This window comes from Mesorhizobium sp. M2C.T.Ca.TU.002.02.1.1 (assembly GCF_003997225.1).
This window is the reverse complement of record NZ_RZTO01000091.1, coordinates 1-12,098: the sequence shown is the minus strand read 5'-3', so window position 1 is coordinate 12,098 and position 12,098 is coordinate 1. Positions and strand designations below refer to the sequence as shown.

Annotated in this window: 16 protein-coding genes; 9 read left to right on the top strand and 7 right to left on the bottom strand. The window is 64.6% G+C overall.

All coding sequences use genetic code 11. The features are described 5' to 3' along the window. From rpoN to lptC, 4 genes are all read right to left on the bottom strand, one after another. Positions 1–1,445, bottom strand: a 1,445-nt coding sequence (gene rpoN, locus EOD07_RS07520) for an RNA polymerase factor sigma-54 (protein WP_127234701.1), incomplete at its 3' end; no start/stop codon positions are given. Positions 1,446–1,634: 189 nt separating this feature from the next. Next, on the bottom strand, positions 1,635–2,453 hold the full coding sequence (gene lptB / locus EOD07_RS07515) for an LPS export ABC transporter ATP-binding protein (protein ID WP_040997483.1): 819 nt from the start codon (positions 2,451–2,453) through the stop codon (positions 1,635–1,637). Beyond that, positions 2,453–3,049, bottom strand: a complete 597-nt coding sequence (locus tag EOD07_RS07510) for an LptA/OstA family protein (RefSeq protein WP_127234699.1) — start codon at positions 3,047–3,049, stop codon at positions 2,453–2,455. The genes lptB and EOD07_RS07510 overlap by 1 nt, the downstream gene beginning before the upstream one ends. Further along, on the bottom strand, positions 3,036–3,749 hold the full coding sequence (gene lptC / locus EOD07_RS07505; protein WP_073989818.1) for an LPS export ABC transporter periplasmic protein LptC: 714 nt from the start codon (positions 3,747–3,749) through the stop codon (positions 3,036–3,038). The genes EOD07_RS07510 and lptC overlap by 14 nt, the downstream gene beginning before the upstream one ends. 290 nt (positions 3,750–4,039) lie before the next feature. On the opposite strand from lptC, the gene sppA reads away from it, so the two are divergent. The 4 genes from sppA (at position 4,040) to EOD07_RS07480 (ending at position 6,791) form a co-directional block, all read left to right on the top strand. Then, a complete protein-coding gene (sppA, locus tag EOD07_RS07495; RefSeq protein WP_127234695.1) occupies positions 4,040–4,996 on the top strand; it encodes a signal peptide peptidase SppA in 957 nt (318 codons plus the stop codon). A gap of 77 nt (positions 4,997–5,073) precedes the next feature. Next, the gene (locus EOD07_RS07490; RefSeq protein WP_027165368.1) at positions 5,074–5,358 is read left to right on the top strand and encodes an integration host factor subunit beta; all 285 of its coding nucleotides are present in this window, start codon (positions 5,074–5,076) and stop codon (positions 5,356–5,358) included. 118 nt (positions 5,359–5,476) lie between these two features. Further along, positions 5,477–5,806: a DUF1049 domain-containing protein gene (locus EOD07_RS07485; protein WP_127234694.1), complete on the top strand. Its 330-nt coding sequence runs from the start codon at positions 5,477–5,479 to the stop codon at positions 5,804–5,806. Positions 5,807–5,828: 22 nt separating this feature from the next. Next, positions 5,829–6,791: an ornithine cyclodeaminase family protein gene (locus EOD07_RS07480; protein ID WP_127234692.1), complete on the top strand. Its 963-nt coding sequence runs from the start codon at positions 5,829–5,831 to the stop codon at positions 6,789–6,791. Here the strand turns inward: EOD07_RS07480 and EOD07_RS07475 are convergent. The 3 genes from EOD07_RS07475 to EOD07_RS07465 form a co-directional block, all read right to left on the bottom strand. After that, entirely contained in the window at positions 6,784–7,221 is a 438-nt protein-coding gene (locus EOD07_RS07475) for an EVE domain-containing protein (RefSeq protein ID WP_127234691.1), read from the bottom strand. The genes EOD07_RS07480 and EOD07_RS07475 overlap by 8 nt on opposite strands. Next, positions 7,218–7,598 (bottom strand): VOC family protein, encoded by a 381-nt coding sequence (locus EOD07_RS07470; protein WP_127234689.1) that lies wholly within the window; start codon positions 7,596–7,598, stop codon positions 7,218–7,220. Before EOD07_RS07470 ends, EOD07_RS07475 begins: the two co-directional genes overlap by 4 nt. Before the next feature lie 70 nt (positions 7,599–7,668). Next, positions 7,669–8,379 carry a YafY family protein gene (locus EOD07_RS07465; protein ID WP_127234687.1) on the bottom strand — a complete coding sequence of 237 codons (711 nt, stop codon included), beginning with the start codon at positions 8,377–8,379 and terminating at the stop codon, positions 7,669–7,671. Positions 8,380–8,479: 100 nt separating this feature from the next. On the opposite strand from EOD07_RS07465, the gene EOD07_RS07460 reads away from it, so the two are divergent. The 5 genes from EOD07_RS07460 to EOD07_RS07440 form a co-directional block, all read left to right on the top strand. Continuing rightward, positions 8,480–8,965: a DUF1772 domain-containing protein gene (locus tag EOD07_RS07460; RefSeq protein WP_127234686.1), complete on the top strand. Its 486-nt coding sequence runs from the start codon at positions 8,480–8,482 to the stop codon at positions 8,963–8,965. 87 nt (positions 8,966–9,052) lie between these two features. Further along, a complete protein-coding gene (locus EOD07_RS07455) occupies positions 9,053–10,135 on the top strand; it encodes a class I SAM-dependent rRNA methyltransferase (RefSeq protein WP_127234684.1) in 1,083 nt (360 codons plus the stop codon). Next, positions 10,136–10,996 (top strand): RNA methyltransferase, encoded by an 861-nt coding sequence (locus EOD07_RS07450; RefSeq protein ID WP_127234682.1) that lies wholly within the window; start codon positions 10,136–10,138, stop codon positions 10,994–10,996. 10 nt (positions 10,997–11,006) lie between these two features. After that, entirely contained in the window at positions 11,007–11,486 is a 480-nt protein-coding gene (gene lspA / locus EOD07_RS07445) for a signal peptidase II (protein ID WP_073989810.1), read from the top strand. Positions 11,487–11,665: 179 nt separating this feature from the next. Continuing rightward, positions 11,666–12,098 (top strand): alcohol dehydrogenase catalytic domain-containing protein (locus EOD07_RS07440; protein WP_164772104.1); only part of this gene is annotated, 433 nt, incomplete at its 3' end.

Here is a 12,098-nt window from a genome sequence, read left to right as displayed (position 1 = left end):
ACGGTGCGGCGCGCGATGTCGACGCCGCTTTCCTTGAGCATGTCGACGATGGCGTCGTCGGAAAGCACGTCGGCGGGCTTTTCCTCGTCGATCATCTGCTTGATGCGATCGCGCACGGCCTCGGACGAATGCGCTTCGCCGCCTTCGGCCGAGGCGATCGATGCCGTGAAGAAATAGCGCAGCTCGAAGACGCCGCGCGGCGTCAGCATGTATTTGTTGGCGGTGACGCGGCTGACGGTCGATTCATGCATGCCGATGGCATCGGCCACCGTGCGCAGGTTGAGCGGCTTGAGATGACGCACACCATGCACGAGAAAGGCATCCTGCTGCCGCACGATCTCCGACGCCACCTTGAGAATGGTCTTGGCCCGCTGATCGAGGCTGCGCGTCAGCCAGTTGGCGTTCTGCAGGCATTCGGCGAGAAAATCTTTTTCCGCCTGATCCTTGGCGTGGCTCGAAACGCGGGCGAAGTAGACATTGTCCACCAGCACGCGCGGCAGCGTGTCGGCGTTGAGCTCCACCGCCCAGCTGCCGTCATTGGCGGCGCGCACCTCGACATCGGCGACGATCGCATCGCTCGCGCCGCCCGAAAACGCCAGGCCGGGGCGCGGATCGAGCGCGCGGATCTCCGCCAGCATGTCGAGGAGGTCCTCCTCGTCGACGCCGCAGATGCGTTTCAGCGTCTGGAAATCCCGCCGCGCCAGGAGCTCGAGATTGGCGACCAGCGCTTTCATCGCCGGATCGAGCCGGTCGCGCCCTGCAAGTTGCAGCGAGAGGCACTCCGCGAGGTCGCGCGCGAAAAGTCCTGGCGGCTCGAAGGTCTGGCAGACGCCAAGCACGCGCGCCACCGCCGCTTCGTCCGCACCGAGCCGGGCCGCGATCTCGCCGAGGTCGGTGCGCAAATAACCGGCTTCGTCGAGCCCGTCGGCGAGCTCGCCCGCGATCAGGCGTTCGCCGGGACTGAGGGAAGCAAGCGCGATCTGCTCGCCGACATGTTCGCGCAGCGTGACGGCGGCCGCGGCCATGTCGCCGACATCGAACCCCTCGGACGATGCTGAGCCGGCGGCGCCGCCGGCAGCCGACTTCCACTGCGCCGTGAGGTCCGGCCCCAGCCTCTCATGGGTGCCGGGGTCGTCGGGAAACAGGTTCTCCAGGGAGGAATCGAGCTTTTGCGAGATCGCTTCCGCGCTCCATTCCGTCTCGCCCGCGAACCAGTCGCCTTCGGAAGCCCGCTCCGGCGCCGCCTCGCTTTTCTGGGCCTGGTCGCCTGTGGCGTCGTCTTGCGGCTCGGCCCGCTCCAGGAGCGGGTTGCGCTCGATCTCCTCGTCGATGAAGCGCTCGAGCTCGACATGGGTGAGCTGCAGCAGGCGGATCGACTGCATCAGCTGCGGCGTCATCACCAGCGACTGGGACTGTCTGAGCTGCAGTTTGGCTGCCAGCGCCATGGTGGGATTCAAACGCCTCGTCTACGCGTCGCACAGTTGTTTTTCGGTCGGGCATAGAAACTGGCCCGGCTTTTGCTTGTCAAGGAAAACGCTAGCAGCCGGGGCTTACCGGAGCGTTATCGAGCGCTAAAATAGCGAAAAGCCGCCACGCGACCTTCGAAAATCGCGCCACAGCCCGAAAACCGGCAGTCAGAGCGTGAAGCCCTCGCCGAGATAAAGACGCCGCACATCGGCGTTGGCGACGATCTCGTCGGCGCGGCCATGCGTCAGCACCTGGCCGGCATGGATGATATAGGCGCGGTCGATCAGGCCGAGCGTCTCGCGCACATTGTGGTCGGTAATCAAGACGCCGATGCCGCGGGCCGTGAGGTGGCGAACGAGCTGCTGAATGTCGGCGACGGCGATCGGGTCGATACCGGCGAAAGGCTCGTCGAGCAGCATATAGGCCGGCCGCGTCGCCAGCGCCCGCGCGATTTCGAGGCGACGCCGTTCACCGCCCGACAGCGACATCGAGGGTGCCTTGCGCAGATGGCTGATGTGGAATTCCTCGAGCAGCTCGTCGAGGTTGCGTTCGCGCACCTTGCGATCCTTCTCGACCACTTCCAGCACAGCGCGGATATTCTGCTCGACGTTAAGGCCCCGGAAGATCGATGCTTCCTGCGGCAGGTAGCCGATACCAAGGCGGGCGCGCCGGTACATCGGCATCGAGGTGACATCGAAGCCGTCGATCTCGATGGAGCCCTCATCGACTGGAACAAGGCCGGTCACCATGTAGAAACAGGTGGTCTTGCCGGCGCCGTTAGGGCCAAGCAGGCCAACGGCCTCGCCGGCGCGCACGCCGAGCGTCACCCCGCTCACCACCTTGCGGCCCTTGTAGCTCTTTGTCAGGCCCTTGGCGATCAAGGTGCCCTTGAACTTCGCTTTGTCGGTGCCGACCGTCGCCGGGGCAGCCGGCTTTGCGGCCGCCCGTCCCGGAAGACGGGCCAGCAGCGAGGTTACGCCGGCCATTAGTTGCCCGACGCTCCCTGTTGCTGCGCGCCCTGCTTCTGGGGCGTGAACGACATCATCACGCGGCCGCCGCAGCCGTCGACATTGGCGAGGCCGCTCTTCATCTGCACGGTGAGCTTACAGCCCTTGAGCACATTGTCGCCCTGCGACAACACCACTTCCTTGCCCTTGAGCACCAGCACCTGCGTCTTCATGTCGAACGTGCCGCTGTCGCCGGTGGCGACCTGGTCGTTCGACTTGACGTAGACTTTGTTCTCGACCTCAAGGTGATCGATATTGGCGGCGCCTGTCATTGCCGACGCGCCGGCAGCCGCGCTTTTGTCAGCCTTGGGGTCCTTGACATAGTACACGGTCATCTTGCCAGCCTTGAGCAGCGTCGGCCCCTGATTGACCGTCACATTGCCGCTGAAAATGGCCATGCTGTCGGCCTGCCGGACCTCCAGCTTGTCGCTCTCGATCTGGATCGGCTGGTCGCCGGACAGCTTGAGCCCCGACACCTGGCTGGTCGCGCTCGATTGCGCGAAGGAATGCGCCGTCGCCAAGAACAGCAATGCGGAGGCAGCGCCCAGAGCCCACGCGGATTTACTGCGACGCATTCTGTTCTCCACCGTTTACCCCCGCTGCCTTCAGCGCGGCTGGATCTATGTTGACGCGAACCCGGTTCTCGAAGACCACGAGCCTGCCGTTGTCCTCGACCGACATCGAGTCCGCGGTGATGCGCGATCCGCCACGGCTGACGTCGACCGGATTGCTCGTCTTCATAGAGCCTTTGCCCATGTCTAGGAAGATCGATTTGAACTTCGCCGCCAGGCCGTCCGTCGTCGTCACGCTGACGTCGCTGGTCAGGTCCATCGTGTTGGCGTCGCGATTGTAGATACCGTGCGCGGCGTCGACCGATACGATGTTGTCGGTGGCGACGGGCAGTTTGGCGTTGATGCCGTCCAGGTCGATGACGGCCTGCTGGCCGACATCCTGCGTCGCCCTGGTCGCCGTCAGCGAATATGGCAGCTTCTGCTTGGTGAAGCCGTTGAGCTTCGGATTGGCCATCACCAGCTTGCCGTCGGAAAACGCCGTGCCGTCGGCCTGCACCGAGACCGACAGGGGCGCCTTGAGGTAGGAATAGACTGGAAAGGCGACGGCGATGGCGACTGCGAGCAGCGGCACCGCGAATTTCAGCACGCGCACGCGGCGCGAGTGCCGCTGCGCGCGGTTGAAGGCATCTCCGCGCGTGCCGCCCTCGGCCGCCGGAGCCGATGCCTCGCCAGCATCGCTCGTTTCGTCAGATCGCGCCAACATGACTTTCTAATGGACCTTTGCCCGCCCAAACATCGCCTATAGGTGGTATGCCGACACCTACAAGCAAGCACAAGCGGATCAAAACTGCAAAAATGTGACAACTGCCGCCCGCAAAATCGACAGGAATCCGGCGAGACGGCTTGTACTTCATAGCAGATAGGGACTTGGTTGCGTTAATTTTTCGTGAGGTCGGCGTCAACGCTTCACGGCGCGGCATTTTCAGGAAACGGTAGCCGTGTGCCGAGGCTTGCTTTAAAAGCGTGCTTTCCCACCGATCCATGAGGCTGACGATGGCAATGAGAGCCGACGACCTGATCGACCGCCGCCGCTTGCGCCGCAAGCTGACTTTCTGGCGCGTGGTTGCGTTTCTGGTTCTGGCGGCTGCGGTGATCGCGTTCTCAACCTGGGTCTATGACGACAATTTTACCGGTCAGGCGGTTCCGCATATCGCCAAGGTCAAGATCGAAGGCACCATCACCGAGGATGAGGAACTGCTCAAAAGGCTGGAGGCGATCCGCAAGTCGCCGGAAGTGAAGGGCGTCATCCTGTCGATCGATTCGCCCGGAGGCACCACGGTCGGTGGCGAGTCGACATTCGAAGCCGTGCGCAAGCTTGCCGGCGACAAGCCCGTGGTGGCCGAGGTCGGCACGCTGGCGGCATCGGCCGGCTATATGATCGCCAGCGCCGCCGACCACATCGTCGCCCGCAAGACCTCGATCGTGGGCTCGATCGGCGTGCTGATCCAATACCCTGACGTCAGCGGTCTCATGGATAAGCTGGGCATCAAGCTGGAGGAAGTGAAATCGTCGCCGCTCAAGGCTTCGCCCTCGCCCTTCAAGCCGACCAATGACGACGAGCGCGCCATGGTGCGCAAGCTGATCCTCGACAGTTACGACTGGTTCGTCGGCATCGTCGCGGATCGCCGCAAGATGACGCATGAGCAGGCGCTGGCGCTGGCCGACGGTTCGATCTTCACCGGCCGCCAGGCTTTGGCCAACCATCTGGTCGACGCCGTCGGCGGCGAGCAGGAGGCGATCGACTGGCTGGCGACGAAGGGCGTGGACGCCAAGCTCAAGGTCGTCGAGTGGAAGGACAAGGACAGGCGTGGCGGTTTCCTGTTTTCCCAGTCGATGGCAAAACTGGCGGCCAAGGCGCTTGGCCTGCCGGATGCCGGCGGCGATGTCATTCACGAGCTCGGCGCCGACCGCTTGTTTCTTGACGGTCTCGTTTCGGTCTGGCACCCTTGACATCTCGCTGGGACGAGCCAAAAAAGCAATAAAATCATCCTGATAATGGACTGCAGTGGTTTTACGGGGAACGTTCTATGATCAAATCCGAGCTTGTGCAGATTATTGCCGCGCGCAACCCGCACCTTTTCCTGCGCGATGTCGAAAACATCGTCGGTGCGATCTTTGACGAGATCACCGATGCGCTTGCCGAGGGCAATCGGGTCGAGTTGCGCGGTTTCGGCGCCTTTTCGGTGAAGAACCGTCCCGCCCGCACCGGCCGCAATCCGCGCACCGGCGAATCCGTCGAGGTCGAGGAAAAGTGGGTGCCGTTCTTCAAGACCGGCAAGGAGTTGCGCGAAAGGCTGAACGGCGGCAAATAGGCCGCGCGCCGGCGGGTTGAAACGGCATCTTGGCGCTTAAAGCATGTCTCCCGAAAGTGGAGGCCGGTTTCGGGACAAGGACATGCGCGCTTAGCAAGCTTCTCTCTGTGGAGATCTGATGTTCAATCGCTTCGTCCTCGTCGTGGTCTTCGTGCCGCTGGCCATCATCCTGATCGCGCTTGCCGTCGCCAATCGCGGCCCCGTCGCCTTCACGCTCGATCCATTTCATCCCGGCAATCCCGCGCTGACGCTGAACCTGCCGCTTTTCATCTTCCTGTTCCTTGCCCTGGCCGTCGGCATGGTCGTCGGCAGCATGGCGACGTGGGTGAAGCAGGGGCGCTACCGCAAGCTCGCGCGCCAGCGCGGTCTGGAAGCTGAAAACCTTCGCCAGGCGGTGAGCCGCCCGCCGACGGCGCCCAATGGACCCGCGCTGCCCAAGCCGAACTAGCTAACGCCTCACGGAGCCTCCGATGCTGACCGTTTCGGCCGCCGAGGTCGACCGCGCGCTGACCTTTCCCGGCCTTGTCGAGACATTGCGCACCGCCTTCCGCGAAGGCGCGGTGCAGCCGGTTCGCCATCATCATGGCGTCGAGCGCCCGGACGGCGCCGCCTCGACCCTGCTTTTGATGCCGGCCTGGACCGACTTCAATGCCGCTGGTACCTCGGCGGGAGGCCATATCGGCGTCAAGATCGTCACCGTATCGCCGGACAACAACGCCATCGGCAAGCCGGCGGTTATGGGCCTCTATCTTTTGCTCGACGGCGTCACCGGCGAGCCGCAGGCGCTGATCGACGGCCAGCGGCTGACGCAGTGGCGCACGGCTTGCGCCTCGGCGCTTGCCGCCTCCTATCTCGCCCGCAAGGACGCCTCGCGGCTTCTGGTGATCGGCGCCGGCGCGCTGTCGTCGTTCCTTGCCAAGGCGCATTCGGCGGTCAGGCCGATCACCTCCATCCGCATCTGGAACCGCACGCCGGCCAATGCCGAAAAAGTGGCCGCCGCCTTGCGCGCCGAAGGCCTTCCGGCCAATGCCGCCGGCGACCTCGACGCCGAGCTTGCCGAGGCCGACATCGTCGCCTCCGCGACCATCTCGAACACGCCGCTGGTCAAGGGCGCGCTGCTGAAGCCCGGCGCCCATGTCGATCTCGTCGGCGGTTTCACGCCGACGATGCGCGAAAGCGATGACGACGCGATCAAGCGCGCCCGCGTCTATGTCGACACCCGCGCCGGCGCCACCAAGGAAGCCGGCGACATCGTCCAGCCGCTGGCCTCAGGCGTGCTGAAGCCGGAAGCGATCGTCGCCGACCTGCACGAGCTTGCCCGCGGCGAGAAGCAGGGCCGGCAAAGCGACAGCGAGATGACGTTGTTCAAGTCGGTTGGCGCAGCGCTTGAGGATCTCGCCGCCGGCATCGCCGTCTACCAGGCGCTCAAATAACAGCGCTCTCCAGCCTGGCTCCCATCGCTTCGCCGATCAGCCGGAAATCACGCTCGCTGATCTCGAACAGGCCGAAGCGCAGCTGGTAGCCCCAGTTCGGCTTGCCGGCGGTGAAGTCGAGCCTGTCGAGCAGCGGCTTGATCGACGTCTCTCTGGCGTCGCGCCAGTCGACGTCGCGCCACGCGGGAGTAAAACCACCGCCCATGACTCCCTCATAAACCTCTCCTTGCCGGACCGTGCCGATCGCCGTGAAGGATTGCAGCCCATCCTTCGCGCCGAGCACGGTGCTCGGCGAGTAATAGACGATGCCGTCGCCCGGCTTGATGCGCCGCAGCGGCGCCGCCTTGCCGTGATTGACCTGCATGAAGCCATCTCTGCGGCCGATTCGCACATGTTCGGCCGATGCGACGGCGACCCAGAAGGCACTCATCCCTGCGCTCCTTCGAACGGCCAGTAGACACGCAGGCGATGACTGTCTGGATCGAGCGCGACGAAGGTGCGGCCGAAGTCCAGATCGGTCGGCGCCTGCAGGATGTTCAGGCCGCGACCCGACCAATCGATATGCGTGGCATCGACCGCAGCAGCGCTCTCGACCGCAAGCACGAGCTCCCCGCCGCCGCCCGTAGCCGCCGCCGCGGGCTCGACTGTGTGGCGCGACCAGAGGCCGAGCTTGAAGCCTTTGTCGAGCACAAACATCACGAAGGTCGGCGAGGATTCGACCGGCTCGCGTCCGAGCAAGGAGGCATAGAACGCACCGCTCTTTTCCGGACTGTCGACATAGAGGATGACGAAATTCGGCGTGGTCATATCTGATCTCCAAACTATCTGAACCTTGGAGACCATACGCAGAGCTACTGTCAGATTCTGGCAGCAGCGATCAGCCGGAAGCGTCTTTCGCGCCGTTCCGGCCGGGCGCGTCAAGGCCCGCCCGCCACTCCTTCAGCATCGCCTGGCGGCGGCGCGGATAGCGGATGTCGGTCGCTGTCAGATCGGATATCCGGTCGGCGCGGAAATGCCGGAAATCCCGGCGCGTCTCGCACCACGCCACCATCACCCGCACCTTGTCGAAGAAGGCGAGCGCGAACGGCCAGACCAGGCGCTTCGATGCTGCTCCACCGGCGTCACGATAAAGGAAGCCGAGCTTGCGCTCGTCGCGGATCGCCTGCCGCACGATGCCCAGGTCGATCGCTTCGGCATTCTCCGAGCGCGGTCCGACAAGCAGCGTTGTCGCGTCGAGATCCTCGCGCAAATCATCCGGCAGCACCGCCGCGATCTTGGCCAGCGCATCGGCCGCGGCGACCGCCAATCTCCTGTCCGGCTGCTTCGCCACCCAGCGCGAGCCGAGCACGATCGCCTCGATCTCCTCGTCGGTGAACATCAGCGGCGGCAGCATGAAGCCGGGCTTCAACACATAGCCAAGCCCTGCCTCACCCTCGATCGGCGCGCCCTGCCCCTGCAGCGTCGCGATGTCGCGGTAGAGCGTGCGAATCGACACACCCATCTCGTCCGCAAGCATGCGGCCGCTCACCGGCCGGCGATGGCGGCGCAGGATCTGGATCAGGTCGAGCAGGCGTTCCGAACGGGACATGAATCGCTAACCGGCGTGCCGGACAATAGGGCTGGCCCACACATCACGGCAAGCAGCCGATGCCACGGAACGCCTGCGTCCCGTTCCCGTTGTCTCCCCGATGGAGATGCGCGGTTTCCTGTTCTTCTGGTCGGTGCTGACCGTTTTCGTCGCGGCGCTCAGCCTTGGGCCGTCCTTTGCCCATGTGCTGGAATCGCTGCCCAGGCTGACGAAATGGTCGCCGGCGCTGTGGCGAGAGGCGACGGTCTTCAACGGCCAGTTCCTGCTTTTTGCCGTGATCGGAGCCCCGCTCGATATCGCCGCGATCCTCTGTCCGGCGTTGCTTGCCTGGATGCTGCGTGGTCAATCCACGGCCTTCCGCTTTGTGCTCGTGGCCACATTGCTCTACACGGCCGCGCTGGCGCTCTGGTTCGGCCTCGTCAAACCGGCAAACGATATCCTCGCGACCTGGACGCCGGGACCGATTCCGGAAAACTTCGAAGCCGTCCGGTTGCGTTGGGAAACCGGCCACATGGCGGTGACTGTGGCCAAGGCGCTTGGCTTCATTTCGCTCTGCTTCGGCCTGCTCGGCGTCCGGCACGGCTGATGACCCACCATTGAATAAGCCGGGCTTTGTTGCGCCGGTGGGCTTAGCTGTGGCAGAAGCGGGCCGAACCGCCGGAGATGATCCTTCTTGAAATCTTTTCGCGACAAACGCCGCGATGGCCGCCCGCATCCCGCAAGGGCGGAACAGCCTCGCCCGCGTGATGCGTTTCCGGCCGGGCGGCAGCAGGCCGCGCCCGCCGAGCGCCGCGAAACGAAACCGGCGGACCGGCAGGAAGCCAAACCGGCGCCACGCGTGCTGGCGCGCCGCGAGGGCGTGCTTCCCGCCGAGCGCCTGCCATTGATCCTCGAAGTCGCGCCCAACGCCGATTACGCGCTGCTGGACAGCGGCGCCGGCGAAAAACTCGAGCAATATGGCCCCTACCGCATCGTGCGCCCCGAAGGCCAGGCGATCTGGCAGCGCGCCCTTCCAGCGAAGGAATGGGAGCGCGCCGACGCCATCTTCACCGGCGACACCGACGAGGAAGGCATCGGCCGCTGGCGCTTTCCCAAGGCGCCGCTCGGTGAGACCTGGCCGATGAAGCACGACGGCATCGATTATCTCGGCCGCTTCACCTCCTTCCGCCATGTCGGCGTTTTTCCGGAGCAGGCCTCGCATTGGGACCATATGGCCGGGCTGATCGCGGCGGCGAAGCGCCCGGTCAAGGTGCTGAACCTCTTCGGCTATACGGGCCTCGCCTCGCTGGTGGCGGCCCGCGCCGGCGCCGAGGTCACCCATGTCGATGCCTCGAAGAAGGCGATCGGCTGGGCGCGCGAGAACCAGGAGATGGCCGGCCTTTCCGGCAAGCCGATCCGCTGGATCGTCGAGGACGCGGTGAAGTTCGCCGAGCGCGAGGAGCGCCGCGGCAGCCGCTACGACATCGTGCTGTTCGACCCGCCGGCCTATGGCCGAGGCCCGAAGGGCGAGGTCTGGCAATTGTTCGAGGACCTGCCGGGCCTCACCGACCTTTGCCGCTCGATCCTGACGCCGAAACCGCTGGCCGTCGTTCTCACCGCCTATTCGATCCGCGCCTCCTTCTTCGCCATCCATGCGCTGATGCGCGATACTTTTGCCGGCATGGGCGGCACGGTCGAATCCGGCGAACTGATCATTCGCGAGAAGTCGGCCGGCCGCGCGCTGTCGACCTCGCTGTTCTCGCGCTGGGTGGCTTGAATGAACCCACATGACGGCGCCCGCCCTGTCGGGCAGGTCAAGGAAGTCACCAGCCTTGCCAATCCGTTGGTCAAGGACATCAAGGCGCTGGCGCTGAAGAAATTCCGCGACCAGGAGAACGCCTTCATGGCCGAGGGCCTGAAGCTGGTCATAGACGCGCTCGACCTCGGCTGGTCGATCAGGACCCTGGTCTTCGCCAAGGCCGGACGCGGCAACGCGGCGATAGAAAAGGCCGCCGCGCGGACCGTCGCCGCCGGCGGCACAGTGCTCGAAGTCTCGGAAAAGGTGCTCGCGGCCATCACCCGCCGCGAAAACCCGCAAATGGTGGTCGGTGTCTTCGCCCAGCAGACCGTGCCGCTGAGGGACATCCGCGCCAGGGACGGCGACGTCTGGGTGGCGCTCGACCGGGTGCGCGACCCCGGCAATCTCGGCACCGTGATCCGCACCGTCGACGCCGTCGGCGCCAGGGGCGTGATCCTGGTCGGCGACACCACCGATCCGTTCTCGCTGGAGACGGTGCGCGCCACCATGGGTTCGATCTTCGCCGTGCCGGTCGCCAGGGCGACGGAGCAGGCCTTTCTCGCCTGGCGGCGCGATTTTTCGGGTCTTGTCGTCGGCACGCACCTCAAGGGCGCGGTCGACTATCGCTCGGTCGATTTTACCAGGGGGCCGGTTCTGCTGCTGATGGGCAACGAGCAGCAGGGACTGCCCGACAGCCTCGCCGAAAGCTGCGACCGCCTGCTCAGGATCCCCCAGGCCGGCCGGGCCGATTCGCTCAACCTGGCGGTCGCCACCGGCGTGATGTTGTTCGAGATAAGGCGCGGCGCGTTGAAGCTCGAGCCCGCAAACGACAGCCGATGAGGACTCCCAAGTGAAATCCTGGTCCCCTTATGTCGTGCTGGTCGTCATCGCCATTGCGCTCGACCAGTGGATCAAGCAGCTGGTCGAGAACGGGCTCGCTTTCCAGGAGAAGGTCGATCTCCTGCCGTTCCTGGCGCTGTTCCGCACCTACAACACCGGCATCGCCTTCTCGATGTTCCAGTCCTTCGGCGATACCGGCCTGGTGGTCATCGCCGTGCTGGTCGTCGCCTTCGTTCTCTATCTCGCCACGCGCACGCCGGCCGGCCATGTCGTCGCCCGTATCGGCTTTGCGCTCATCATCGGCGGCGCGCTCGGCAACCTCATCGACCGCGCCGTCTACGGCCACGTCATCGACTACATCCTGTTCCACACGCCCGTCTGGTCTTTCGCGGTGTTCAACCTCGCCGACGCCTTCATCTCGGTCGGTGCGGCGCTTGTCGTCTTCGACGAACTGATCGGCTGGCGGCGCGAAGCCAAGCCCAGAGCATGATGGCAAAAAGTGTGTCGCGGTTTTCGGACTACATCATGCTCTATCTCTTTGATCTAGAGCCCGGCAATTGACCTGACGCGGTTGAAGCCGCAGACTTCCGAGCAATTCCAGGAAAAGTGTGCAGCGGTTTTCCGTCCGGAATTGCTTAAAACGTAAAGCTCAGAACCGAGGAGAAAAACGTGACCGACACCTTCAAAGCGATCCTCGTTTCGCGCGATGCGGACAAGAAGCAGTCCGTCGATGTCGTCGATCTCACCGAGGCCGATCTGATGGAAGGCGACGTCACAGTCGCCGTCGAGGCGACGACGGTGAACTACAAGGACGGGCTCGCCATCACCGGCAAGGCGCCGGTCGTGCGCCGCTGGCCGCTGGTTCCAGGCATCGATTTCGCCGGCACCGTGATCTCCTCCTCGCATGCCGACTGGCGCAAGGGAGACAAGGTCATCCTCAACGGCTGGGGCGTCGGCGAGACGCACTACGGCGCCTATGCCGGCCGCGCCCGCGTCAAGGGCGACTGGCTGGTGCCGCTGCCCGAGGGCATGAGCGCGCATGATGCGATGGCCGTCGGCACGGCGGGCTACACGGCCATGCCCTCCGTCATGGCGCTGGAGC